21 protein-coding genes are annotated in these 23658 nt (G+C 63.8%); 9 read left to right on the top strand and 12 right to left on the bottom strand.

Going from position 1 to position 23658, the window contains the following annotated elements:
- Nucleotides 1-23: 23 nt before the first annotated feature.
- A complete protein-coding gene (locus F3089_RS11325) occupies nucleotides 24-668 on the top strand; it encodes a class II aldolase/adducin family protein (RefSeq protein WP_151440904.1) in 645 nt (214 codons plus the stop codon).
- Here the strand turns inward: F3089_RS11325 and F3089_RS11320 are convergent.
- The 4 genes from F3089_RS11320 to F3089_RS11305 form a co-directional block, all read right to left on the bottom strand.
- Entirely contained in the window at nucleotides 665-1696 is a 1032-nt protein-coding gene (locus F3089_RS11320; RefSeq protein WP_151440903.1) for a proline racemase family protein, read from the bottom strand. The genes F3089_RS11325 and F3089_RS11320 overlap by 4 nt on opposite strands.
- Complete coding sequence (locus F3089_RS11315; protein ID WP_151440902.1) at nucleotides 1693-2856, bottom strand: zinc-binding dehydrogenase; 1164 nt, start codon at nucleotides 2854-2856, stop codon at nucleotides 1693-1695. Before F3089_RS11315 ends, F3089_RS11320 begins: the two co-directional genes overlap by 4 nt.
- Before the next feature lies 1 nt (nucleotide 2857).
- Nucleotides 2858-5095: an NADP-dependent isocitrate dehydrogenase gene (locus F3089_RS11310; RefSeq protein ID WP_151440901.1), complete on the bottom strand. Its 2238-nt coding sequence runs from the start codon at nucleotides 5093-5095 to the stop codon at nucleotides 2858-2860.
- Between the two features lie 75 nt (nucleotides 5096-5170).
- Entirely contained in the window at nucleotides 5171-6175 is a 1005-nt protein-coding gene (locus tag F3089_RS11305; RefSeq protein ID WP_151440900.1) for a histone deacetylase family protein, read from the bottom strand.
- Nucleotides 6176-6444: 269 nt separating this feature from the next.
- Here F3089_RS11305 and F3089_RS11300 point away from each other — a divergent pair, with 269 nt between their 5' ends.
- Nucleotides 6445-7431 carry a zinc-dependent alcohol dehydrogenase family protein gene (locus F3089_RS11300; protein WP_151440899.1) on the top strand — a complete coding sequence of 329 codons (987 nt, stop codon included), beginning with the start codon at nucleotides 6445-6447 and terminating at the stop codon, nucleotides 7429-7431.
- Nucleotides 7432-7437: 6 nt separating this feature from the next.
- Here the strand turns inward: F3089_RS11300 and dsbG are convergent, their stop codons facing one another.
- From dsbG to dsbD, 3 genes are read right to left on the bottom strand one after another with little or no spacing between them, the layout of a single operon-like run.
- Entirely contained in the window at nucleotides 7438-8019 is a 582-nt protein-coding gene (gene dsbG, locus F3089_RS11295; protein ID WP_151440898.1) for a thiol:disulfide interchange protein DsbG, read from the bottom strand.
- Nucleotides 8016-8846 (bottom strand): TlpA disulfide reductase family protein, encoded by an 831-nt coding sequence (locus F3089_RS11290; RefSeq protein ID WP_151440897.1) that lies wholly within the window; start codon nucleotides 8844-8846, stop codon nucleotides 8016-8018. Before F3089_RS11290 ends, dsbG begins: the two co-directional genes overlap by 4 nt.
- An 11-nt stretch (nucleotides 8847-8857) precedes the next feature.
- Nucleotides 8858-10672: a protein-disulfide reductase DsbD gene (gene dsbD / locus F3089_RS11285; RefSeq protein WP_151440896.1), complete on the bottom strand. Its 1815-nt coding sequence runs from the start codon at nucleotides 10670-10672 to the stop codon at nucleotides 8858-8860.
- Between the two features lie 65 nt (nucleotides 10673-10737).
- On the opposite strand from dsbD, the gene F3089_RS11280 reads away from it, so the two are divergent.
- The 3 genes from F3089_RS11280 to F3089_RS11270 are packed head-to-tail and all read left to right on the top strand — an operon-like array spanning nucleotide 10738 to nucleotide 13494.
- Nucleotides 10738-11424, top strand: coding sequence for a response regulator (locus F3089_RS11280; RefSeq protein ID WP_151440950.1), 687 nt, complete (start codon nucleotides 10738-10740; stop codon nucleotides 11422-11424).
- Nucleotides 11421-12677 carry a histidine kinase dimerization/phospho-acceptor domain-containing protein gene (locus F3089_RS11275; RefSeq protein WP_151440895.1) on the top strand — a complete coding sequence of 419 codons (1257 nt, stop codon included), beginning with the start codon at nucleotides 11421-11423 and terminating at the stop codon, nucleotides 12675-12677. The genes F3089_RS11280 and F3089_RS11275 overlap by 4 nt, the downstream gene beginning before the upstream one ends.
- 58 nt (nucleotides 12678-12735) lie before the next feature.
- Nucleotides 12736-13494: a class I SAM-dependent methyltransferase gene (locus F3089_RS11270; protein WP_151440894.1), complete on the top strand. Its 759-nt coding sequence runs from the start codon at nucleotides 12736-12738 to the stop codon at nucleotides 13492-13494.
- A gap of 6 nt (nucleotides 13495-13500) precedes the next feature.
- On the opposite strand, the gene tilS is transcribed toward F3089_RS11270, so the two are convergent.
- The 4 genes from tilS to F3089_RS11250 are packed head-to-tail and all read right to left on the bottom strand — an operon-like array spanning nucleotide 13501 to nucleotide 19772.
- The gene (gene tilS / locus F3089_RS11265; protein WP_151440893.1) at nucleotides 13501-14862 is read right to left on the bottom strand and encodes a tRNA lysidine(34) synthetase TilS; all 1362 of its coding nucleotides are present in this window, start codon (nucleotides 14860-14862) and stop codon (nucleotides 13501-13503) included.
- Nucleotides 14846-15802 (bottom strand): acetyl-CoA carboxylase carboxyl transferase subunit alpha, encoded by a 957-nt coding sequence (gene accA / locus F3089_RS11260; protein WP_095617924.1) that lies wholly within the window; start codon nucleotides 15800-15802, stop codon nucleotides 14846-14848. Before accA ends, tilS begins: the two co-directional genes overlap by 17 nt.
- 30 nt (nucleotides 15803-15832) lie before the next feature.
- A complete protein-coding gene (gene dnaE / locus F3089_RS11255) occupies nucleotides 15833-19318 on the bottom strand; it encodes a DNA polymerase III subunit alpha (protein ID WP_151440892.1) in 3486 nt (1161 codons plus the stop codon).
- A 4-nt stretch (nucleotides 19319-19322) separates the two neighbouring features.
- On the bottom strand, nucleotides 19323-19772 hold the full coding sequence (locus tag F3089_RS11250; protein ID WP_151440891.1) for a TlpA family protein disulfide reductase: 450 nt from the start codon (nucleotides 19770-19772) through the stop codon (nucleotides 19323-19325).
- Between the two features lie 111 nt (nucleotides 19773-19883).
- Between F3089_RS11250 and F3089_RS11245 the strand changes: the two genes are divergently transcribed.
- Both F3089_RS11245 and tfpB read left to right on the top strand, forming a co-directional pair.
- Nucleotides 19884-20267, top strand: coding sequence for a DUF2069 domain-containing protein (locus F3089_RS11245; protein WP_151440890.1), 384 nt, complete (start codon nucleotides 19884-19886; stop codon nucleotides 20265-20267).
- Between the two features lie 6 nt (nucleotides 20268-20273).
- Nucleotides 20274-22040: a type IV pilus assembly ATPase TfpB gene (gene tfpB, locus F3089_RS11240; protein WP_151440889.1), complete on the top strand. Its 1767-nt coding sequence runs from the start codon at nucleotides 20274-20276 to the stop codon at nucleotides 22038-22040.
- 50 nt (nucleotides 22041-22090) lie between these two features.
- On the opposite strand, the gene wrbA is transcribed toward tfpB, so the two are convergent.
- Nucleotides 22091-22690, bottom strand: a complete 600-nt coding sequence (gene wrbA / locus F3089_RS11235) for an NAD(P)H:quinone oxidoreductase (protein ID WP_151440888.1) — start codon at nucleotides 22688-22690, stop codon at nucleotides 22091-22093.
- Between the two features lie 276 nt (nucleotides 22691-22966).
- Between wrbA and F3089_RS11230 the strand changes: the two genes are divergently transcribed.
- On the top strand, nucleotides 22967-23239 hold the full coding sequence (locus F3089_RS11230; protein WP_160898635.1) for an STAS domain-containing protein: 273 nt from the start codon (nucleotides 22967-22969) through the stop codon (nucleotides 23237-23239).
- Between the two features lie 37 nt (nucleotides 23240-23276).
- Complete coding sequence (locus F3089_RS11225; protein WP_151440886.1) at nucleotides 23277-23639, top strand: response regulator; 363 nt, start codon at nucleotides 23277-23279, stop codon at nucleotides 23637-23639.
- The last annotated feature ends 19 nt before the right edge of the window (nucleotides 23640-23658 follow it).

The following is a 23658-nucleotide window of genomic DNA, read 5'->3' as shown; positions in this document are numbered from 1 at the left end:
GTCGATCAGGGAAAGTGTGCGTCATGACTCTGGACGCACAGCTTGTAGACACAGCCCGGGCAATGAACGCCACGGGCCTCAATCAGGGCCGGTCCGGCAATGTCAGCGCCCGTTGCGGCGATGGCATGCTGATCACGGCCTCCGGATGCCATTTCGACGACATCACGCCGGAACACCTGGTGGAAACCGACCTGGATGGCCGCTGGCGCGGCCCTCTCAAACCCTCCAGCGAGGCCTCTTTCCATGCCGCCATCTATCGCCAGCGCCCGGATGCCGGTGCCGTTATCCACGTGCACTCTCCCTGGGCCATGAGCCTGGCCTGTCTGCGCCGCCGCATTCCCCCCTTCCATTACATGGTTGCGGTGGCCGGTGGCACGGACATCCCCTGCATCCCCTACGCCACCTTCGGCACAGAAGAGCTGGCGCAGCACGTGGCCCAGGGGCTCGCGGACCGGGATGCCTGCCTGATGGCCAACCATGGGCAGGTGGCACTGGCGGACACACCAGCTGCGGCACTGGAGTTGGCGCAGGAAGTGGAGCACCTGGCCCGCAGCTACGGGCAGCTCCTGCCCATCGGCGAACCGGTGCTTCTGGATGATGATCGGATGGCGGAGGTTCTGGGCCGGTTCAGCAGTTATCGCCGCAACGCCCAGACCACCGGAACCTAAGACGACACGATGTGCTGCAGCCCGCTGCACTCGACCATGGGGTCATCACAGTTCACCACGATGTCCGAGTGGGCCAGCACGTAGCTCTTGCCGGTGATGGTGTTCTCCACCACCTGGTGCGGGCCTTCCTGGTGGACGCCGGTGAAATTGCCGATGAAACCGGTCTCGCGCAGGGAGACCGTCTCAAGACGGTCACCGGGCTGAATACGGCCTTCGTAGTGCATCAGCGCCAGGCGTGCAGAGGTGCCAGTGCCGGTCGTGCTGCGACAGATAACTCCCGGATGCACATAGGTGGTGGAGCGGGAGCGGTAGAAATTGTCCGCCACCTGCTCCACCGGACCCATGAAGTGCAGGAACGGCAACGGCCCCACGTCCCCGAGGGTGTAATGGGAAAAGCCCCGCTCCGCCTGGATGGCCTCGACGATGCGATGGGCGCAGTCCGAGAGGTCATCCTCTTCGTCCAGTGTCAGGTCAAAGCCCAGGTCGGTGGCGTCCACCAGCGCATAGAAACCGCCACTGTAGGCCACGCTGTAGGTGACGTCGCCCAGTGAGGGCACATGGATGGTATGACGGTAGCTGTCGATGTAGCTGGGCAGCCCTTCACAGGTAATGGCCTCGACCACACCGTTCTCCACCCGGGCTTCCACCTGGACCAGGCCCGCCGGCGCCTCCAGCTGGAACCGCTGGGTGCCCTCCTGCTTGGGAACGATCCCCTGCTCGAGCACGGCGGTGGCGGTGCAGATGGTGTTGGAGCCGGAGTAGATGGGGTAGCCCATTACCTCCATGATGATGTAGCCGGCCGCTGCCTGCGGGTCCGCAGGCGGGACCAGCAGGTCCACGGACATCTCCGGGATCCCATAGGGCTCGAACAGCAGCAGCTTACGCAGGCCGTCCGCGTCCCGTTGCAGGTACTCCATCTGCTCGCGCACGGTACTGCCGGGCAGTGGTGCGATACCACCGGTCACGATCCGGCTTACGTCCCCGCCGGCATGGGTGTCCATCAACCGCAGGGTCAGGTCATTGCTCATGATTGGGCCTCAATGGCGTAGGGCGCACCCTGTGCGTCCCACTCGCTGTCGGGAACGATGACGATCTTGCCCAGGTAACCACTGCCGCGATTGACGAAGTATTCCTCCGCCTCACGCAGCGCCGAAAGCCGGAAGGCCCCATGCAGGACGGGTTTCAGCTGCCCGGACCGGATCCAGGCCACCAGCTGCTCCGCCTCCTCGCGGGTCCCGTGGGACACCCCGAAAATCTGGACCTGGTAAAGGTAGATCCGCGTCCACAGCACCTCACTGACGTTACCGGCGCTGGCACCAGCAATACTGAGCCGTGGATAGGTGCTTCGGCGGGTCATGTCCGTGATCATGGTGTCGATGAATCGGTCAGTCATCGTGCCACCGGCCAGGTCCATGACCGCGTCGATGGGCTCGCCACCGGTCTCGGCCATAACCCTGTCCGTGAAGCTCTCCATGTCCGAACGGTCCAGTACCGCCTCGGCACCCAGCTCCTTCAGCGCCGGAGCCTTCTCCTGCTGGCTGAGGGCATAGGGAATGGCGCCCATGATGCGACAGAGCTGGATCAGGGCCGTACCCACACCGCCACTGGCGCCGGTCACAAGGACCCGCTCACCCGCGGTCACACCGGCCACGTTCAGCATGTGCACTGCCGTCTGGTAGGAACACATGCCCAGGGCCGCGAGTTCGGCATCCGCCAGCTCCGGATTGTCCACCCGGTGGAACTGGTCCGAGGGCACCGCGATGTACTCGGCGAAACCACCATCGGCGCCGTGACCGTAGTAGTCCGGCGTCAGGTTGATGTCGCGGCGGTCATCCGGATAGAGGTTGAAATCAAGAAGGCCGCGTTCACCGACGCGGCCCTCATTCACTCCTTCGCCCACGGCCACAACACGGCCAGCCACATCGGCCCCCTGGATACGGGGAAAGGTGAGCGTGGGCTCGCCGCCCATGGCGAACGAGGCCACCTCCTCTTTGTCCTTCGTGGGGTACAGGCCCTCGCGGGCCTTACGGTCGGTGTTGTTCTTGGCCGTGGCACTGACCTTCACCAGCACCTCGCCCGGTGCCGGGCGCGGTGTGGCTACATCCGTGTGGTACTGCAGCTGATCCACACCCCCGTGGCCCATCAGCTGCATCGCCGCCATGGTCTCGGGGACGGACACTTCGCTCATATCAGTCCACGAACTCGTCGATGATGGCGTTCAGGGTCTCGCTGGGCCGCATGGCCTGCTTGATCTTCTGGGCATCCGGGTAATAGTAGCCATCAATGTCCACGGACTGCCCCTGGATGTCGATCAGTTCCTGCAGGATCTGATCGGCGTTGTCTTCCAGCTTCTTCGACATCTTCTGGAAGTGCTCTTTCAGGTCCTTGTCCTCATCCTGGTTCGCCAGTTCCTCGGCCCAGTACCGCGCCAGCCAGACGTGGCTGCCCCGGTTGTCCAGCTCACCGGACTTGCGCGAGGGCGAGCGGTCCTCCTCCAGGAAGCGGGCCGTGGCCCGGTCCAGGGTCTGCGACAGCACCGCGGCACGCGGATTGCCCTGCTTGTCGCCCATGTGCTCGAGGGAGACCATCATGGCCATGAACTCACCCATGGAGTCCCAGCGCAGGTGATCCTCTTCCAGGAACTGCTGCACGTGGCGCGGCGCGGAGCCACCGGCACCGGTCTCGAACAGGCCACCGCCCTTGAGCAGCGGAACCACCGAGAGCATCTTGGCGCTGGTGCCCAGCTCGATGATCGGGAACAGGTCCGTGAGGTAGTCACGCAGCACATTGCCTGTCACCGAGATGGTGTCCTTGCCACGGACCATGCGCTCCATGGTCCAGCGGATGGCCCGGTCATAGCCCATGATGCGGATATCCAGACCCTCGGTATCGTGCTCCTTGAGGTAGTGTTCCACCTTCTGGATGAGCTGGGCGTCGTGGGCCCGCTCCGGATCCAGCCAGAACACCGCCGGCATGCCACTGGCGCGGGAACGTTCAACCGCGAGGCGGACCCAGTCACGGATCGGCTCGTCCTTGGTCTGGCACATGCGCCAGATGTCGCCTTTCTCAACCTCGTGCTCGAAGACGGTGTTGCCGTCGTCGTCCACCACGCGGACGATGCCGTCTTCCGGCAGCTCAAAGGTCTTGTCGTGGGAGCCGTATTCCTCGGCCTTCTGGGCCATCAGACCCACGTTGGGCACGGTGCCGATGGTGCTGGGATCGAAGGCATCGTGGTGCTTACAGAAGTTGATCACTTCCTGGTAGATGGTGGCGTAGGTGCTCTCGGGGATGACCGCCTTGGTGTCCTTAAGCTTACCGTCCGTACCCCACATCTTGCCGCCATCGCGGATCATGGCGGGCATGGAGGCATCCACGATCACGTCACTGGGCGTGTGCAGGTTGGAGATGCCCCGGTCGGCGTCGACCATCGCCATCTCCGGGCGGTTGATGAAGCAGTCCCGGATGTCCTCCTCGATCTCGGAACGCTCGGAGAAAGAGAGGTCCTGGATCTTCTGGTACAGGTGGCTCATACCATCGTTCGGGTTCACCCCGATCTTCTCGAACAGTTCCCTGTGCTTCTCGAACACGTCCTTGAAGTAGACGGTCACGGCGTGGCCGAACACGATCGGGTGCGAGACCTTCATCATCGTCGCCTTCACGTGCAGCGAGAACAGAAGGCCGGCACGGCGTGCCCCCTCGATCTCCTCTTCCAGGAACTGGCGCAGCTGAGCCACGCTCATGAACATGCCGTCGATGACCTCGCCTTCCAGCACCGGCACGCTGTCCTTGAGGACCGTGGTCTTGCCGGTTTCCTTGCCTTCCAGCTGGATGCGGACATTGCCCGCTTTCTCCATGGTGGTCGACTGTTCACTGTGGTAGAAGTCGCCCTTGCGCATGTGCGCCACGTGGGTGCGCGAGGCCTGGCTCCACTTGCCCATGCGGTGCGGATGCTTCTTGGCGTACTCCTTGACCGCGTTGGACGCACGGCGGTCGGAGTTGCCCTGGCGCAGTACGGGGTTCACGTTGCTTCCCAGCACCTTGGCGTAGCGGTCCTTGAGGGCCTTCTCGTCATCGGTCTGGGGGTTCTCCGGGTACTCCGGCAGCGGGTAGCCTTTTTCCTGCAGCTCCTTGACGGCCGCCCGAAGCTGCGGGACGGAGGCGCTGATGTTGGGCGTCTTGATGATGTTGGCATTCGGGTCCTGGGTCAGCTCCCCGAGCTGCTGCAGGTAATCCGGAACCTGCTTGTCCTTCGGGAGGTAATCGGGGAACTGGGCAAGGATACGGGAGGCAAGGGAGATGTCGGAGGATTCGACCTTGATGCCTGCGGGCGAGACAAAGGCCCTGACAATGGGCAGAAAGGAGTAGGTGGCCAGCGCAGGTGCTTCGTCGGTCTCGGTATAGGTGATGGTTGGCTGTTTATCTGTCATGAGTGCCTCTGTCCTTCAGCGTTGTGGCGGGAGGGCAATTGCGCGCCTCCCGTTTGTAGATGACACCGGGCGGCGTCACTTCAACCCGGTGAAGAAAGCCGTTGCGTTGTCCGCCAGCGACTCCAGGTGGTAGCCGCCTTCCTGGACCACGAGCGTGGGCAGGCCCAGCTCGCTGATCAGCCCGCCCATGCGCTCGAAGCCGCTCTGCGAGACGGCCACTTTCGCCTGCGGGTCGTCCTGATAGACGTCAAAGCCGAGCGAGACGACCAGCACGTCCGCGTCAAACAGGCGGATGGCGCTGCGCGCCTCTTCCAGACGCTCAAAGAAGGTCGACTCCGGGGAGCCGTGTGGCATGGGCATGTTGATGTTGTAACCGAAGCCCGCGCCTTCGCCGCGCTCGGTCTCATGGCCGCTGACCACCGGGTAGAAATTGGTGGTATCGCCATGGATGGAGATATAGAGCACATCGTCGCGGTCGTAGAAGATCTCCTGGATGCCCTGACCGTGATGCATGTCCGGATCCAGGATGGCCACGCGCTGGAAGCGGCTGCGCAGGGCCTGGGCGGCAATGGCCGCGTTGTTCAGGTAGCAGAAGCCGCCGGCGGCGTCGCGCCGCGCGTGGTGACCCGGCGGGCGCGACATGGCATAGGCGCGCTGCTCACCACCAAGCAGTTCATCCGCCCCGGAAAGCGCACTCTGGGCCGACCAGTAGGCCGCTTCCCAGGTCCCCTCGCCGATGGGGCAGCTGCCGTCCGCCTGGTAGCGGGCGCATTCGGCCAGGATGCCGTGCATGTGGTTAGGGGCGCGCACGAAAATGTTGGACATGACTTCCTCGCCCCAGTCCTCCGGCCAGCGCCGGTGCGCGGACTCCAGGAAACGCAGATACCCGAGGTCATGCACCGCGCCGATGGGAGCCATGCCGTGATCCACAGGCTCCGCAACCTGCATGCCCACGTTCTCCAGGCCCGTGAGCAGCTCCGGCGTGCGCTCTGGAATCTCCTGCGGCGGACGCATCTTGCCGCGCGTGAGGTAGGTCAGCGGACGGTGCCGGTTCTGCGAGGGATGGAAGAATGCTTTCACGGAGGACTCCTTTGGCAGTGTTCGGTGCTCGGATCGGAACTTGCTCAGCCCCCATCATAATAGACGTCCGGCGAGTCTGCCTTTGCGGATCACCGAAAGACCCGGCTTCGCTCCGGTTTCCGGGGACCCATTGTACGCTTCCCGCGTCCATTTTGCGTCCGACCTTGGTCGAAGATGCCACTGGTGACCCCGGTCGGCAATCCATGCGCTTTACATGAGAGTACAACGGAATACGCTGAACAACACACACACCAGCAGGGAGCATCCCCATGCTCAAGGCGCAATACAGCAGTCGCGGCCCCGTCCCCCAGGACGTTATTGAAGCCGTTTCCGAAGAAACCCCGAAACCCGGCAGTGGCCAGGTGCTGCTAGAGGTGCTGGCGGCGCCCATCAACCCGTCCGATGTCCTTACCCTGACCGGCGACTACGGCATCCTGCCAGAGCTGCCGGCGGTCGGCGGCAATGAGGGAGTTGGCCGCGTCGCCGAGGCCGGCGAGGGCGTCTCCGGCCTCGACCAGGGCCAGACCGTGCTTCTGCCGGTGGGATCCGGGACCTGGTCCAGCCATGTTCTGGCAGAGGCGAAGGACCTGGTACCGCTGCCCAATGACGCGGACCCGAAGCAGCTCAGCATGATGACCATCAATCCGCCCACTGCCCTGCTCATGCTGCAGGAGTTCGTGGATCTGAAGGAAGGCGACTGGGTCATCCAGAACGCCGCCAATTCGGGCGTTGGTGGCTACCTGATCCGGCTGGCGGCCCAGAAGGGGCTGCACACCGTTAACGTGGTCCGGCGCGAATCCGCCGTGGCCGGTGTTGCGGCCCAGGGCGGCGACGTCACCCTGGTGGACGGTCCCGACCTCCACAAACGCGTGAAGGAAGCCACGGGCGGCGCCGACATCCGTCTGGGCATCGATGCCGTGGGCGGTGACGCTACCGACCATCTGGCCAACTGCCTGACCGCCGGCTCCCCCGTGGTCAACTACGGCATGATGAGCGGCCAGCCATGCCAGATGTCGCCGGCGAACGTGGTCTTCCGTGACATCTCGCTGCGCGGCTTCTGGCTGTCACGCTGGTTCAGCCAGGCTGGCCGTGACCAGCAGATGGCCATCTACAGCGAAGTAACCCGCCAGATCGCCAGCGGCGCCCTGAAGGCTCCGATTGCCGCCGAATACGATGTCAGCGACATCAAGCAGGCCGTGGCGGCCGCCGCCTCGGGTGAGCGCGACGGCAAGATCCTGGTCGTGCCCCAGCACTGACGCAGGTCACTCCGGCTTCTGGCTGCCCATGATCGCGGGCATTTCCCGGGGCCGGGGTGCACCCTGCTTGGCCGCCAGTTCGCCATTCCCATCCCAGTAGATGGTGGTGGGCGTGGCCCTGGCGCCCAGGTCCCGCATCAGGAAGTTGTTCTCCCGGACCTGGCCTTCCGCTTCCTTCACGAGCGCCTCGTCGGGCTCGATCCCGCCACTTTCATAGGCTTTCCGGTTTTCCGCCAGTTTCGCTTCAGGATCCTCGCTGCCGAGAATCGTGGCCGCCTTGGGCGTGCTGCTGCGCTTGATGATCCCGACCATGATGTGACGCAGCTGGACTCGGCCCGCTTCGATCCAGGGCGCGGCCTGTTCGCGGAACTGATCGCAGTAGGGGCAGTTGGGATCGGTGAAGGTGTAGATGATCCTGTCCGCGTCATCAGCGCCGTCCTGCACCCAGTTGCTGTCCTCCAGGGTCTGCCAGATGGCGTCGCCATCCATGGTCTGCTGCTGGGCGTGGGCCGGCAGAGCCAGGGCCAGGGCCAGGATCAGCAGGAGGCCGGCGGCAAGCCGGTAGGCTCCGGTGTTGAGGGGACTCATTGGTTGTTATCTCCTTTGTCGGTTTCGAATTCGGAAAGGTTATCCGCGAGGGTCGCGCTGGAGAGCTCACCATGATGGACGGTCACCAGCTGCCCGGATGCGTTGTAGAAAAGCGTCGTGGGCAGCCCCTGGCTGCCGGTATTGGAAGCCACCTCGCGCCTGCGGTCCAGGACCACGTTGCGCAGCGTCAGGTCATGTTCATCAAGGAAACTGTTGATGGTCGGTGTACCTTCCCCCTGATTGACGAACACAAAGGCGATATCCCCGTGGCTTTCCTGAGCATCTTCCAGCACCGGCATCTCACGCACACAGGGAGGGCACCACGAGGCCCAGAGGTTGACCACCATGGGGCGGCCGTCCGCCAATGACGCCAGTGGCCGCTCACTGCCTTCGCGTGATTCCACCGTCACATCCGGAATCCCCTGCCCCTGGACCTGCATCAGCTTGATCAGACCAAAGGGAAGCGCCCAGACCAGCACACCGACGGTCACCGCAATCCCGAGCGCCTGGCGCAGCGCCGGATGACGCCAGAGCTGCCAGGCGGTTACCGCGACACAGCCGATCAGGCCGGACACCAGATGGAAGCCGCCGTCGCGGATATCGATGATGCCCAGCGGGTCATCCCGGTAGTGATCAAAGTAGAGCACCACGAAACCAATCCGCGCACAGACCAGCGACCAGAGCAGAATATCCGTCAGCGGCCCGCCCACGCTCACCTGCTCACGGCGCCCTGCCACGGCCCCGGCAAACAGCGCCACTGCAAAGGCCACGATCATCAGGACCTGGGCAACCGGAAGGCTCAGCGGCCCCACGGCGATTGATGACATCAATACCTCCTTCACAGTGACGACGCGCCCGTAGCGGAAAGCCTTTCCAGGAAGGCCTCGCTGCTGATCTCGCCGGTGACACGATAGCCACGGCGCTCCTGCCCATCCGGGCCGATCAGCATGATCGTGGGCGGTCCCACCACCTTCAGTTCATCCATCAGTGCCTGATCCGTGCGGTCGTTGGCGGTGACGTCCGCCTGGAGCAGCTGCACATCCGCCAGCGCCTTCTGGACCCTGGGATCACCGAAGACCTCTTCCTCGATCACCTCGCAGGTGATGCACCAGTCCGCATAGAACTCCAGCAGGGTCCACCGCCCCTGCTCTCCGGCACGGGCCACCGCCTGATCCAGGTCCGAAGGTGACTTGATCACCTCAAAACCGGCCATCCCATCATCGGTTTCTCCGGTGTCACCGGCGGGCTCACCGCCCCCCACAAAGGGTGTCAGCGGGGAGTACAGGGCACTGCCGCCGCCAGCCGCGCCGACCAGCATCAGAGCGCCCCAGAGACCCACCACCAGTGCCAACGCCGCTGCCAGAGCCCGTGCTGGTTCAGCAAGGGCGGCATGGCGCACTGCATTCAGCGCCAGAGCCGAGACAATGACCGCCAGAACGCCCCAGAGTGCCATGACTACATGATCAGGCAGGATACGCTCCAGGAACCAGACAGCGGTACCCAGAAGAATCACCCCGAACACCGCCTTGACGCCGTTCATCCAGCTGCCGGGTTTCGGGAGGAAACTCGCTCCAAGGGTGCCGAATGCCACCAACGGCGCGCCCATGCCCAGCCCCAGGGCGAACAGGCCCAGACCGCCGTTGAGCGCGTCACCGGACTCGGCGATGTACAACAGAGCGCCCGCCAGCGGCGCGGTCATACAGGGGCTCGCCAGCAGGGCCGAAAAGAAGCCCATCAGCGCCGCACCACCCAGATGGCCGCCCGTCTGGCGACCGTTCATCGCCTCAAGACGCTCCCGGATAAAGGCCGGCAACTGAAGCTCATAAACGCCGAACATCGACAGTGCCAGCAGCACGAAGAGCACCGCCAGGCCACCGATGAACAGCGGCACCTGGAACGCGGCCTGAAGATTGGCACCGATCAGCCCCGCCGCTGCCCCAAGCACCGCATAGGTTGCTGCCATGGTGACCACGAAAGTCAGCGACAGCCAGAAGGCCCGGCCGCGCGCCGCCTGGCTGCCCACAATCACCGCGGACAGGATGGGAACCATTGGCAGCACACAGGGCGTGAAGACCAGAAGCAGGCCCAGCCCGAAGAACAGGACCAGGTTCCAGGCCAGGCTGCTGTCCGCGAGGCTGCTGGCCAGGTATTCATCCTCCGCTTGTGGTGCTGCCCAGCCAGCCTGTTCAGCGTTGGGATTCCCGCCATCACCGTCACCGGGACTGGCCGTTTTTCCCTCCAGTGTCACAGTGGCACTCTGGGGCGGATAGCACAGGCCCTCGTCCGCGCAGCCCTGCCAGCTCAGCTCCAGGGTGCGGGCTTCCCCCGGGTCAATCAGCACCTCGGCCTGACCGTAATAGACCTCGGACTCCCCGAAATACTCGTCGGTGATGATCTCGCCTTCCGGGTAGCTCACGCTCGCGGGCTCAGCGTCCTGGCCGCTCACGGTCATGCGTTTGCGGTAGAGGTAGTAATCATCCGCAATATCCCACGCCAGACGGTACTGATCACCGTCGGGAACCAGCTCGTACTGGAACGCCTCCTCCGGGGATAGAAAATCCGACTGATCAATGGCCGCCTGAACCGGTATCATGCCGGCAAGCATCAGGAACAGGGCTGCCATCACCGTCGCTGCTGACTGGGTGTGTCTCATTCTGTCTCCCTGCTGTTCACGCAACTGGCAGGATTGTGCAGGGTACCGATTAAGTGGGCATTAAGATGCATGTGTTGCTGATTGAGGACGATGATCTGGTGGCCTCCGGTCTGGTCAGCGGCCTGGAGATGGATTCCTTTGTGGTCGACCGGGTCACCAGTGCCAGGAGCGCGGAACACGCGATGGCGACGGTGAACACCGATATCGTGATCCTGGATCTTGGCCTGCCGGACGGGGATGGCCTTGAACTGCTGCGCCAGTGGCGGACCCGGGGCGTCACCGTGCCGGTTCTGGTACTGACGGCCAGGGACGCCATGGATGACCGGGTGACCGGGCTGGAGTCCGGAGCGGACGACTACGTTCTCAAGCCTTTTGATCTGGACGAGCTCAGCGCCCGGCTGCGGGCCCTGCTGCGCCGCGCATCCGGCCGCGCCACGCCCGCGATCGAGCATGGCAGCCTGCGATTCATGCCGGAACGCGGCGAGGTCACCATGAACGGGGAACCGGTCACCCTCCCGCGCAGGGAGCTCCTGCTGCTGGAAAAGTTCCTGCGGTCCGGTGGCAGCATCCTGACAGGAGAGCAGCTCAAGGACGCCCTGTACGGCATGGACACCGAGATTGGCAGCAATGCTCTCAATGTGCACATTCACCACCTGCGCCAGAAACTGGGTCGGGAGCTGATCCAGACGGTCCGCGGCATGGGGTACCGGCTGGGCCCTCCACCCGGCGATGACAGCGGGGAACCGCAATGACGCTGAAACGGCGACTGGTTCTGGGCGTGGGGCTGGCCCTTGGGGTTCTGTGGGCATCCGCCGCTGCGCTGCTGTTCCTCGACCTGCGCAGCCAGGTTTCCGATACCCTGGATGAGCGCCTGGCAGCCTCCGCGCGGATGGTCGCGGGTCTGGTCGCCCGTCAGCCCGGACTCCTGGAAAGCCCCCGAAGTGATACGGAGCTGGTGCAGCCGGAGTCCGAGGGCGTGGCCTGCCAGATCCAGGCCGCCGGCGGTGAGGTGCTGGTGCGCACCGAAGGCGCCAACAGCCAGGCCCTGGACGCCCGCGAGCCCGGCTACCGGAACACGATGATCAGCGGAGAACGCTGGCGTCTCTATACCCTTGAGCACAACGGGCTGCACATCACTACAGCGGACCGCATGACGGAGCGCGGAGAGCTTCGCGAAGGCATTCTCCTGGTGCTGGTTGCCCCCTTTGCGCTGGCACTTGCCGGCGGCATCGGCGTGGTCTGGTTCGGCATAAGCCGGGGTCTGGCGCCCCTTGAGCAACTCAGCCGTGAGGTCTCCCGACGCCGCCCCTCCATGCTCACCCCCGTGGACATCGGATCAGCTCCGGCGGAACTCCAGCCAGTGGTCTCAACGCTGAATGATCTTCTGGCGCGGGTGAACGAGGCGATACAGCGCGAACAGCACTTCGCCAGTCAGGCGGCCCATGAACTGCGCACGCCACTGACCGCCATCAAGACAAACCTGCAGGTAGCAGCACGCCAGGCACCCGAAGCCAGCCGGGCCCTGGACCAGGCGCAAGCGGGCATCCAACGCATGCAGCGCATCATCGAGCAGCTGTTGATGCTTGCCAGGGTTGAACGGGCGGGCGCGCACGGCCATGAACGGGCAGCCGTGGAAACAGTGATCCATCAGGCCATTGCGGATCTGCCGGAGCGCGATCGAATCCGCATCGATTCGGAGGCATCACTCCCGGATCTGCCACTTCCCGCGCCACTGGCCTCAACAGCCCTGCGCAACCTGCTGGAGAATGCGCTGCGCCACGGCACCAACGGGGAAACGGTCGAGTTGAGGGTCCAGTGCAGCGGCACGGACCTTGTAATGACGGTGACCAATCCAGCCGGGGACCACGCGCCGGCAGACCCCGAGCGCAGCGACGGTCTCGGGCTCACCATCGTGCGTGCGATCACGGAACGATTCGATGCCCGGTTCGAATTCCGGCATCCACGGGAAGGGATGGTGGAGGCTGTTATCACCTGGCCGACTTGACCCGGTCCCCCACCCCCGACGATCATAAGCGCCCCTTTCGCAATATGGAAATGAGCGCATGAGTGATTCAGGCGTAAAAACCGACGAGAAAAAACAGCACTTTGACGATATCTATGTGGCGGAAACGCCCGTCCCCTTCAAGGAACGCATCCTCGACGAACTCGACTACGTCTCGGACAACTTCAACCGCCAGACCTTTGATCGACTGATCCTGCCCTGGGCCGAGAAGAAGGCCGCCAGTGGTGCCCTCAATGTTGTTGACCTCGCCGGATGCTTCGGCAACACCACCATGGCAACCATCAACGGTATGGATCTCAACGGCATCCGTGAGAACTGGAAGGACACGGAAGCCTGCAAAAAAGTGGCCCAGCCGCGCCGCTTCAACGCCAGTGTCACCGGCATCGACATCTCCGCCAACGCCCTGGCCTACGGCCAGTCCGCCGGCATCTACGACAACACCATCCAGGCTGACCTGAACACGCCGGATGCCGCGACCCAGGCGGAACTCGAAAAGACCATGAAGAACGCCAATATCCTGATCTCCACGGCGGCCCTGGTCTATCTCGAGCCCCACGCGGTGGAACGCCTGATGGATGAATTCGCCGCTGGCGACGACGAAGGCTACCTGCTGGTGAACTTCCTCAACCCCTTCGCACTGGAAGCGGCGGACGCCACCAAGCGCATCCTGCTCGAGCGCTTTGAGTTCGTCGGCAGCATGGCCTCACGCCACCGGCTCATGTCCGAGCTGGAGCGCTCCAACTACCCGGGCGAGGAATGGGCCCTGCTGGAAATCTGGGCGCTCAAGCGCCGCAAGTAATCCAGGTTACGGCGCCGCCTTCAGCAGTTGCCATGGGCGGTGCCAGACCGGCTGCCAGCCGGTCTGCCCTTCCCCCGCGCGCCACTCCGGCGCCAGCCAGAGATCCGCAATCGCCACCAGTTCCCCGCCGCCACTGAATACCAACGGCAGGTGTGCCCGTTCCCAGGGCGGAATGCGCTGCTCCTGCAGCCACTTGCGCAACGGGCGATGGGGCTGGCCGGGACCGGGGCGGAAACGCTCACCGCCGGAGCGGGCCCGGATCCGGAAACGCTCACCCGCATTCACAGCCAGGCCGCTTCCCTCATATCGCTCGGCGGACAGCCGGGTTCCGAACCACTCCAGATCGTTGCCCACAGACCATTCAACCGCCGCATCCCGGCCCACCACGGGTAGATCCGGAACCAGCCAGAGCTGATCCCGGAAACGGCAGACCCGCCAGTCTTCCCCGCGCAGTTCCGGTTGACCGTCATCGGGCGCGTGGAGCAGTGCCTCCAGCCCGGACGCCAGGCGCCGTTCACCCGGAGGCTGGCAACCGTGGCGGATCAGCAGATGACGCAGCAACTGTTGGCGCCGGGGCCCGCTCAGCTGACCCAGTGCCTGGACACTGATGCCCTGCCCGCTGGCCGCGCTTCCGGCATCGATGTCGGCCAGCTCCGAAAGCAGCTGCTCCGCTTGCCGGCAGTGCTCAGCGCTGCGGCCCATGCGCCGGCCGCTTCGGGGCCAACGCGCTTCCAGACGCGGCATGATCTCGTGGCGCAGGTAGTTGCGATCAAAGCGGGTATCCCCATTGGAACTGTCCTCGCACCAGTCCAGCGCCCAGTCACGGGCCAGAGCCTCAATGCGCCGCCTTTCCATGCCCAGCAGGGGGCGTACGAGACGACCGCTGCCCAGTTCCCTTTCCGCTGGCATCCCGGCCAGCCCGCGCACGCCACTGCCGCGCAACAGCCGCAGCAACACGGTCTCGGCCTGGTCGTCACCATGGTGTGCCATGAACAGGAGATCCCCCGGTTCCAACAGGGACTCGAAGCACTCATACCGGGCGTTTCTGGCCCGGGCCTCCAGATCCGGCTGCTCCGGATCAAGCGCCAGCCGCTCACTCACCAGCGGCACAGCCAGCGCGTCACAGACCCGCTCACAGTGCTGCTGCCACTGATCCGCGGCCGCGTTCAGACCATGATGGAGATGAATGGCATGCAGATGGGCATTGTGGCGTGGCGCCAGCGCGGCCAGGCAGTAGAGAAGAAAGGTGGAATCGCAGCCGCCGCTGAAAGCAACCCACCAGCGACGGCTTTCCGGCAGGTTGTGAAAGGCCCCGTTCAGATCCTGGGGCCAGGCCTCCGGCGCCGGCGGTTCACTGCTTGCTGGCATCGTAGCGGGTCAGGCGCTCGTACCGCTGCTCGACCAGTTCGGAAATGGAGAGCTGCTCCAGTGCGTCCAGCTCCTCAACCAGGGCCTCCCGCAGGCTTGCGCCCATGGTGGACTGGTCGCGGTGGGCACCGCCCAGCGGCTCCGGAATGATCCGGTCGGAGACGCCCAGGGACTTGAGCCGGTCCGCGGTCACACCCATGGCCGCGGCCGCGTCCGCGGCGTGGTCGGCGCTCTTCCACAGGATGGACGCGCAGCCCTCGGGCGAGATGACGGCATAGGTGGAATACTGGAGCATGCAGAGCCGGTCACCGACGCCGATGGCCAGCGCGCCCCCGGAGCCGCCCTCACCGATGACGGTGCAGATAATGGGCGTCTGCAACCGGGACATCAGTGCCAGGTTATTGGCAATCGCCTCGCTCTGGCCGCGCTCCTCGGCACCAATGCCGGGATAGGCGCCGGGCGTGTCGATCAGTGTGATCAGCGGCAGCTGGAAGCGTTCGGCCATGCGCATGAGCCGGGCCGCCTTGCGGTAACCCTCGGGTTTGGGCATGCCGAAATTGCGGTGAACCTTATCCTTGATCTCACGCCCCTTCTGGTGACCGATGACCATCACCGGCCGGCCATCAAGCCGTGCCAGGCCACCCACAATGGCCGGGTCATCCGCAAAGCTGCGATCACCGTGGAGTTCATCGAAATCCGTGAACACTTCATCGATGTAGTCGAGTGTGTAGGGACGCTGGGGATGGCGCGCCAGCCGCGCGATGTCCCATGCCTTGAGGTCGCCGAATATGCTCTCGGTCAGGCTGATGCTCTTGTTGCGGAGCCTGTTGATCTCCTCCGAGATGTTGACGTCGGCATCATTGCCGACCAGACGGAGTTCCTCGATCTTGTCCTCGAGTTCGGCGATGGGCTGTTCGAAATCCAGGTATTGGGGGTTCATGGCGCTCCATCTGTTGTTTCTTGCAACCGTTTATTCATCGTATACCAAAGTCACGCGATCGTCGCCCAGCAGGTGGCGCAGGCTCAACAGAAGTTCGTCGTCCGGCTGCACCTGCCAGTCCTCACCCAGGCGGATCAGCGTGCTCGCATCCGGGCTGTAATAGGCCAGATTAACCGGGCAGCCGTTACCGCGATAGGGCCGCAACACTTCCTCCAGATGATCCAGGAAGCCGTTGGCGCACTGTGGCCGATCCACCGCAAGGCGGATGCCGTGGCTGTACTGGCGGCGGGCGGCATTGATGTCCATCACACCGTCCGCGGTCATCTTGAGCGATCCGCTGTAGTCATCGTAGCTGATGCGCCCTTCCAGGATCAGCACATTGTCCGCCTGCAGAAGATCCTTGTACTCCATGAAGGCGTCCGTGAACAGGGTCGCCTCAATGCGGGCGCTGCGATCGTCCAGGGTGACGAACGCCATGGGCTGGCCACGGCGGTTCTTCATGGTGCGCACCGCCACCACCAGGCCGGCAATCCGCTGGGTGCCTTTGCCCTGCTGCAGGTTGGCGATGGGCGTGGGCACGAAATGGCGGACCTCGCTCTCGTAGGCATCGAAGGGATGACCCGTCAGGTAGAGCCCCAGGGTTTCCTTCTCCGCCTGGAGGCGCTGCTTATCGCTCCACTCGCGCAGGTGGGCCACATCCGCGAAGGGATTCTCATCCCCGGTGGAGACCAGATCCTCACCGAACAGGTCGCCCATGCCGGCATTGGCATTGCGGCTGAGCTGGCCGGCCTGCTGGATGGCCTTGTCGATACTGGCCATCATCTTCGCCCGGCTCGGGCCCAGGTTATCCAGGGCGCCGGCGCGGATCAGTGCCTCGATGGCGCGCTTGTTGACCTTGCGCATCTCCACGCGTGCGCAGAAATCGAACATGTCGCGGAAGGCACCGTCTTCCTGGCGCGCCGCCGTGATGCTTTCAATGGGCCCTTCACCCAGGCCCTTGATCGCGCCAAGACCGTAGACCACCTGGCCATCATCATTGACGGTGAAGCTGAACTCACTGGTGTTCACGTCCGGCAGCACCAGATCCAGCCCCATGCGGCGGCATTCCTCGACCAGCGTGACCACCTTGTCGGTGTTCTGCATGTCCGCGGTCAGCACCGCCGCCATGAACTCCGCCGGGTAATGGGCTTTGAGCCACAGAGTCTGGTAGGAGACCAGCGCGTAGGCCGCCGAGTGCGACTTGTTGAAGCCGTAGCCGGCGAACTTTTCCACCAGATCGAAGATGTTGTCCGCCAGTTCCTTGCTGATGCCGTTGTTTTCGCAGCCTTCGAGAAACGCCTTCTTCTGCTTTTCCATCTCGGAGGCTTTCTTCTTGCCCATGGCCCGACGCAGCAGGTCCGCCTGGCCAAGGGAGAAGCCCGCCATGACCTGGGCGATCTGCATCACCTGCTCCTGATAGAGGATGATGCCATGGGTGGGCTTAAGCACCGGCTTGAGACCGTCGTACTGGAAATCCGGGTGCGGGTAGGCCTCGGGCTGGCGCCCGTGCTTGCGGTCGATGAAGTCATCCACCATACCGGACTGCAGCGGCCCGGGCCGGAACAGGGCCACCAGCGCGATCATGTCCTCAAGGCTGGCGGGCTCAAGACGCCGGATCAGGTCCTTCATGCCGCGTGATTCCAGCTGGAAGACCGCCGTGGTCTCGGCCTTCTTGAGCAGCTCAAAGGAGGGCTGATCGTCCAGTGGAATCTCGTCGATGTCGATATCCGCCTCGCCGCGCTCGCGCCGGCGACGGTTCACCATGGCCAGGGCCCAGTCGATGATGGTCAGGGTCCGCAGGCCGAGGAAGTCGAACTTGACCAGCCCGGCCTCCTCCACGTCGTTCTTGTCGAACTGGGTGACGACACTGCCGCCGTCTTCTTCACAATACAGCGGGGCGAAATCGGTCAGCTTGGTGGGCGCGATCACCACGCCGCCGGCGTGCTTGCCGGCGTTACGGCAGATGCCCTCGAGCTTCTTCGCCATCTCCCATATTTCCTGGGCTTCCTCGTCCTGCTCCAGGAACTCGCGCAGCGGCTCTTCTTCCTCATGGGCCCGTTCCAGGGTCATTCCCGGATCGAAGGGAATGAGCTTGGACATGCGGTCCGCCAGCCCGTAGGACTTGCCCTGGACCCGGGCGACGTCGCGCACCACGGCCTTGGCCGCCATGGTTCCGAACGTGATGATCTGGGAGACGGCATTCTTGCCGTAGCGCTCGGACACATAGTGGATGACCCGGTCGCGCCCTTCCATGCAGAAGTCCACGTCGAAGTCCGGCATGGACACACGCTCCGGATTGAGGAAGCGCTCAAACAGCAGATCGTACTGCATCGGGTCGATGTTGGTGATCAGCAGCGCGTAGGCCACCAGAGAGCCGGCACCCGAGCCACGCCCGGGCCCCACGGGCACCCCGTTGTCCTTGGCCCACTGGATGAAGTCCATCACGATCAGGAAGTAGCCCGGGAACCCCATCTGGTTGACGATGTTGAGCTCGAAGTCCAGGCGTTCGTAGTAGCGCGCCCGCTTCTCTTCATAGTTGGGATCCGTGCGGTCCAGGATGCGCTCAAGGCGCTTCTCAAGCCCCTCTTCCGAGACCTTGCGGAAGTACTCATCCATAGTCATCCCTTCCGGGATGGGGTACTGGGGCAGCGAGATCTCGCCCAGCTTGACCGGGACCGTGCACCGGCGCGCAATCTCAATGGTATTGTCGATCGCCTCCGGGATATCCTCGAACAGCTCGATCATCTCCTCCTGGGAACGGAGGTACTGCTGGTCGCTGAAGCGCCGCTCACGCCGGGGGTCATCCAGGGTCTTGCTCTCGCCGATACAGACCCGGGCCTCATGGGCCTCGAAGTCATCAGCCTCCAGGAAGTGGACGTCGTTGGTGGCCACCACCGGCAGTTCCAGCATCTGGGCCAGAGCCACCTGCCCGTGCACACAGTCCTCGTCATAGGGGCGGCCGGTGCGTTGGAGCTCAAAATAGAAGGCGCCGGGGAACAGGGCGGCCCAGTAGCGGGCCCGTTCCTCGGCCAGTTCCTGCTTGCCGGCCAGTATGGCCCGGCCGATGTCCCCGTCTCGGGCGCCGGAGAGCATGAGCAGGCCTTGCGCTCTCTGTTCGATCCACTCCCGCTCCACCAGTGGTATCCCGGTGGCCAGGCCATCGGTATAGCCCAGGGAGATGATCTCGGTCAGGTTGCCGAAGCCGGTCTGGTTGCGTGCCAGCAGGGTAATGCGGAAGGGTTTGTGCGGGTCCTCGGGATTACGCAGCCAGATATCCGCGCCAATGATGGGCTTGATACCGGCGCTGGTGGTGCCCTCGTAGAACTTCACCAGCGAGCACATGTTGGACTGTTCGGTCAGCCCGATGGCGGGCATGCCCATTTCCGCCGCGCGCTCGATCAGTGGCTTGATCCGGATCAGGCCATCGACCAGCGAATACTCCGAATGAATACGAAGATGAACGAATGTACGCGACACAGGGCTACTCCATGACCTCGACCAGTTCCTCCTCGGTCTGCTCACCGAAGCGGGCCTCGACCACGTCCCCCTCCGGGTTGATCACAAAGGTAGCAGGAAGGGAGACCGGGTGCTCCCAGCCGTAATGGGCCTGGGGATCGTCAGTGACGACGGTGAACTCGATGCCCATGTCCTCCATGAGGGTGCGAAGAGGCTGACCTTCCACCTGATCGAAGTTCACGCCCAGAACCCGGACTCCGTCGCGCTGATCCAGCGCGTTCAGTTCCGGGATCTCTTCGTAGCAGGGTTTGCACCATTCAGCCCAGTAGTTGACGAAGACCCACTGGCCCTCCAGCTCGCTGGTTCTGACCACGTCACCTTTGGCGGCGGCAAAATCGGCGCTGCCGCCCAGACCGCCGGGCATACCGTCACAGCCCGCCAGCGCGAGCATCAGCACGACAACCGTCGCGCGCATGAGATGAATCACCGCCAACCTCCTGATAGAGTAACGGGCAAAGCCGGATCGAACATTGTAACGGCAAAACCGGCCTCCGTAATCCATACCCGCTGAAGTGAATCGCCCGTAATGACCGAGACCGCACGCCGCCACTCCGACCTGCCACTGGCCCACTGGGTCGGGCTGGCAAGCTTTTTCTCACTCATGGCCATTCTTGCGCTGACCACTTTCTGGCCAGCCCCGGTGGAGGGCGCTTCCAAAGCCGCCATCCTGGCCATCAAACTCGTGCCTCTGGTCATTTTTGTGCCCGGGCTCCTGCGGGGCCGGAACATCACCTACATCTGGGCCTGTTTCATGATGATGATCTACTTCGCGCCCCTGTCGGTCAGCTCCTATCTGTACGGCTGGCCCCTGACGAGTGTTATTCCGCTGATCCTGACACTGGTCTTTTTCGTAGCGGCCCTTTTCAAGCTGCGCCAGGACCCGCGCAACCCCGGCATCACCTCGGGCTGAGCAACCATGGCGAGAGCATCCAGCCCCGAGCGTGACCAGCCACTGAGCCTGCCCCAGGTCTGCGATGCCCTGGTCAGGGATGGGCGCATTTCCGAGGAGGAAGCGCGCGAGGTACGCAACGCCAACCTGGGCTCGGATGCCCAGAGGCACCCGCTGGAGATGATTGCGGACGCGCAGCTCCAGGATGCCAATACCGGCCGCCTCCTGGACCTGGATACCCTCACACAGTGGCTGGCCCACTGGTCCGGGCTGGAATACGTGCACATCGACCCGCTCAAGGTGGATGTACCCTCGGTGGCGGACGTGATGTCGTACGCCTACGCCCAGCGCAATGGCATCCTGGCCGTGAAAGTCACCCGCGATGAGGTCCAGGTGGCAACCGCCCAGCCGTTCCAGCGCGAATGGATCAGCAACCTGGAACACATCACCCGGCGGACGGTGACCCCCGTAGTGGCCAACCCGGCGTCCATCCGCCGCTTCACCGTGGAGTTCTACCAGCTGGCCAATTCCGTCAGCAAAGCGGGTGGCGAGGATGCCAGCAAACACGTCCAGAGCTTTGAGCAACTGCTCGACCTGGGCGAAGGCAAGGCGGACGCCAATGACCAGCACGTGGTCAGCATCGTCGACTGGCTGCTGCACTACGCCTTTGAGCAGCGCGCCAGCGATATCCACATCGAACCCCGCCGGGAGATGTCCCAGGTGCGGTTCCGGATCGACGGCGTCCTGCACACCGTCTACGAATTCCCGATCAACGTGGGCATTGCCGTGCTCAGCCGGCTCAAGATCCTGGGCCGGCTGAACGTGGCGGAAAAGCGTCGCCCCCAGGACGGTCGCATCAAGACACGCAAGCCGGATGAGAGCGAAGTGGAGCTGCGCATCGCGACCATGCCCACCGCCTTCGGCGAAAAGATGGTGCTGCGGATCTTCGACCCGGAGGTGCTGCTCAAGCCCTTCGAGCAGATGGGCTTCTCGCGCGATGATCGCGAGCGCTGGCAGCGCATCACCGACAACCCCTACGGCATCATCCTGGTCACCGGTCCCACGGGTTCCGGCAAGACCACGACCCTCTACTCCACGCTGCGGCAGATGGCGTCGGACGATGTGAACATCTGCACCATCGAGGACCCCATCGAGATGGTGGAACCGGCGTTCAACCAGATGCAGGTCCAGCACGGCATCGATCTGACCTTCGCCCATGGCGTGCGCGCGCTCCTGCGCCAGGATCCGGACATCATCATGATCGGCGAGATCCGCGACCAGGAGACCGCGGACATGGCGGTTCAGGCCGCGCTGACCGGCCACCTGGTGCTCTCCACCCTGCATACCAACGATGCCCCCAGTGCCCTGACCCGGCTGCTCGAACTGGGACTGCCGAGCTACCTGATCCGGGCCACGGTCATCGGGGTCATGGCCCAGCGCCTGGTCAGGACCCTGTGCACCGGGTGTAAAACGGAAGGCAGCATCGATCCGGAAGCCTGGCGAACCCTTACCCGCCCCTGGAAAGCACCCACGCCGGAGCATCCCTGCGAGCCGGTCGGCTGCCTGCAGTGCCGCAACACCGGGTACCTGGGGCGGTCGGGGGTGTACGAGATCATGCCCGTGGAAGGCGCGGTTGAGGAACTGATCACGCCTGAATGCGACGTGAACCAGCTGCGCCGGGAAGCCTATAAGCAGGGCATGATGTCACTGCGCCTGTCCGGCGCCCAGAAAGTCGCTGCCGGGCTGACCACCATCGAGGAAGTCATGCGGGTCACCCCGGAAAGCCAGCGGTAGGAGCGCGCCTCGCGCGCGATGGCCCCGGCACAGCCGGGGCCCTTCATGGATCAGCCGAACAGCTTCACTGCCTGCTCCGCCACATGCTTACCCTGGAACCGGGCGATCGCCTTCTCGCGCTCGTCCGCCTGCCGGGAGCCGTCACCGCCTGCCAGCATGGTCGCCCCATAGGGGGTGCCGCCGCCGGGCTGGGAGATGTCGAAAAGCTCCCCCGTACCGTAGCCGATCGGCACAATGGTCATGCCGTGGTGGGCCAGGGTCACCCAGAAGGTGGTAATGGTCTGTTCCTCACCGCCACCGGTACCGGTTGAACCGAACACGCTGGCGAGCTTGCCGTGCAGGGCGCCCTTCGCCCAGAGCCCGCCAGTCTGGTCCATGAAGGTCCGCATCTGGCCGGCCATGTTGCCGAAGCGGGTGGGCGTGCCGAAAAGGACAGCATCGTAATCAGCCAGCTCGTTCGGGGTTGCCACCGGCGCCTGCTGATCGGCCTTGCCGCCAGCGTTTGCGAAGGCGTCGGAGTCCATGGTCTCCGGAACCCGCTTGACCGTCACCTCGGCGCCATCAACGCTCGCAGCGCCCTCCGCCACGGTGTTCGCGAAGTCTTCCATGTGACCATACATCGAATAGTAAAGAACCAGTACTTTCGCCATTTTCCATCTCCTGTGGTGTTGCGTGTGATCTGTTACTGCTGGTCAGACTAGCGCCCTGCCCGCCCCCATCAAAGCGGAACATTTCGAGCACCCTGTTCAAAATGACTGATGTCGCGATGCGGACTCCTGTCCGCACAACAACGGGGATTTCTCAAGTATCGCCATATGCAGCCGTTAACTGTTGTCACAGCGATATAAACAGGCGGACTCTTGATGATCCCGCCGCTATCATCTGCCGTAGTCGTCATGACCAGTCCTTCAAGAGGAAATGCCTGGATGAGTGAAGATTCCAGTAATGTCGTGGTCCTTGGTGCCCAGGTGGACATCTCCATGGCGGGCATGCTGTACCAGCAGCTCTCCAGCGCCCTGGATGCGGACGGTACTGCGATTCTGGATGGTACCGATACCGAAAGGGTCGATACCGCGGGCGTCCAGCTTCTGCTGGCATTCCGGCGACAGGCTGAAATGCAGGGGCGTGACTGGGAATGGCGTAACCGCCCGCGGTGCCTTGCCGAAGCGGAATCCCTTCTTGGCACCGAAACTGCGTGACTATTCTGAAACGCCGGCAAGCGGCAAGGAGTTGACGATGGCAAACATTCTCGCGGTGGATGATTCCGCCTCGATGCGGCAGATGGTCTCACACACGCTCAAGCAGAACGGCCACAGCGTTGTGGATGCCCCTGACGGCAAGGCGGCACTGGACAAGGCCAAACAGCAGAAGTTCGACGCGGTCATCACCGACGTGAACATGCCGAACATGGATGGCATCACGCTGATCAAGGAGCTGCGCAAACTGCCCAACTACAGGTTCACGCCGCTTCTGCTGCTGACCACCGAGTCGGCCCCGGAAAAGAAACAGGAAGGCAAGGCGGCCGGCGCAACCGGCTGGCTGGTCAAACCCTTTGATCCGGAAAAACTGATGGGCGCCGTCCGCAAGGTTGTGCGGTAAGCACCGAATTCACCGGAAT

The sequence above is a fragment of the Halospina sp. K52047b genome, from assembly GCF_008709855.1.
Classification (GTDB): Bacteria; Pseudomonadota; Gammaproteobacteria; order Pseudomonadales; family Oleiphilaceae; genus Halospina; species Halospina utahensis_B.
This window is presented reverse-complemented; position numbering and strand designations above follow the sequence as displayed.

Excerpts from the sequence above, each read along its gene's own strand:
- F3089_RS11325 (WP_151440904.1), top strand. The coding sequence starts at position 24 with ATGACTCTGGACGCACAGCTTGTAGACACAGCCCGGGCAATGAACGCC.
- F3089_RS11320 (WP_151440903.1), bottom strand. The coding sequence starts at position 1,696 with ATGAGCAATGACCTGACCCTGCGGTTGATGGACACCCATGCCGGCGGG.
- F3089_RS11315 (WP_151440902.1), bottom strand. The coding sequence starts at position 2,856 with ATGAGCGAAGTGTCCGTCCCCGAGACCATGGCGGCGATGCAGCTGATG.
- F3089_RS11310 (WP_151440901.1), bottom strand. The coding sequence starts at position 5,095 with ATGACAGATAAACAGCCAACCATCACCTATACCGAGACCGACGAAGCA.
- F3089_RS11300 (WP_151440899.1), top strand. The coding sequence starts at position 6,445 with ATGCTCAAGGCGCAATACAGCAGTCGCGGCCCCGTCCCCCAGGACGTT.
- dsbG (WP_151440898.1), bottom strand. The coding sequence starts at position 8,019 with ATGAGTCCCCTCAACACCGGAGCCTACCGGCTTGCCGCCGGCCTCCTG.
- F3089_RS11290 (WP_151440897.1), bottom strand. The coding sequence starts at position 8,846 with ATGTCATCAATCGCCGTGGGGCCGCTGAGCCTTCCGGTTGCCCAGGTC.
- dsbD (WP_151440896.1), bottom strand. The coding sequence starts at position 10,672 with ATGAGACACACCCAGTCAGCAGCGACGGTGATGGCAGCCCTGTTCCTG.
- F3089_RS11280 (WP_151440950.1), top strand. The coding sequence starts at position 10,738 with ATGCATGTGTTGCTGATTGAGGACGATGATCTGGTGGCCTCCGGTCTG.
- F3089_RS11275 (WP_151440895.1), top strand. The coding sequence starts at position 11,421 with ATGACGCTGAAACGGCGACTGGTTCTGGGCGTGGGGCTGGCCCTTGGG.
- F3089_RS11270 (WP_151440894.1), top strand. The coding sequence starts at position 12,736 with ATGAGTGATTCAGGCGTAAAAACCGACGAGAAAAAACAGCACTTTGAC.
- tilS (WP_151440893.1), bottom strand. The coding sequence starts at position 14,862 with ATGCCAGCAAGCAGTGAACCGCCGGCGCCGGAGGCCTGGCCCCAGGAT.
- accA (WP_095617924.1), bottom strand. The coding sequence starts at position 15,802 with ATGAACCCCCAATACCTGGATTTCGAACAGCCCATCGCCGAACTCGAG.
- F3089_RS11250 (WP_151440891.1), bottom strand. The coding sequence starts at position 19,772 with ATGCGCGCGACGGTTGTCGTGCTGATGCTCGCGCTGGCGGGCTGTGAC.
- F3089_RS11245 (WP_151440890.1), top strand. The coding sequence starts at position 19,884 with ATGACCGAGACCGCACGCCGCCACTCCGACCTGCCACTGGCCCACTGG.
- tfpB (WP_151440889.1), top strand. The coding sequence starts at position 20,274 with ATGGCGAGAGCATCCAGCCCCGAGCGTGACCAGCCACTGAGCCTGCCC.
- wrbA (WP_151440888.1), bottom strand. The coding sequence starts at position 22,690 with ATGGCGAAAGTACTGGTTCTTTACTATTCGATGTATGGTCACATGGAA.
- F3089_RS11230 (WP_160898635.1), top strand. The coding sequence starts at position 22,967 with ATGAGTGAAGATTCCAGTAATGTCGTGGTCCTTGGTGCCCAGGTGGAC.
- F3089_RS11225 (WP_151440886.1), top strand. The coding sequence starts at position 23,277 with ATGGCAAACATTCTCGCGGTGGATGATTCCGCCTCGATGCGGCAGATG.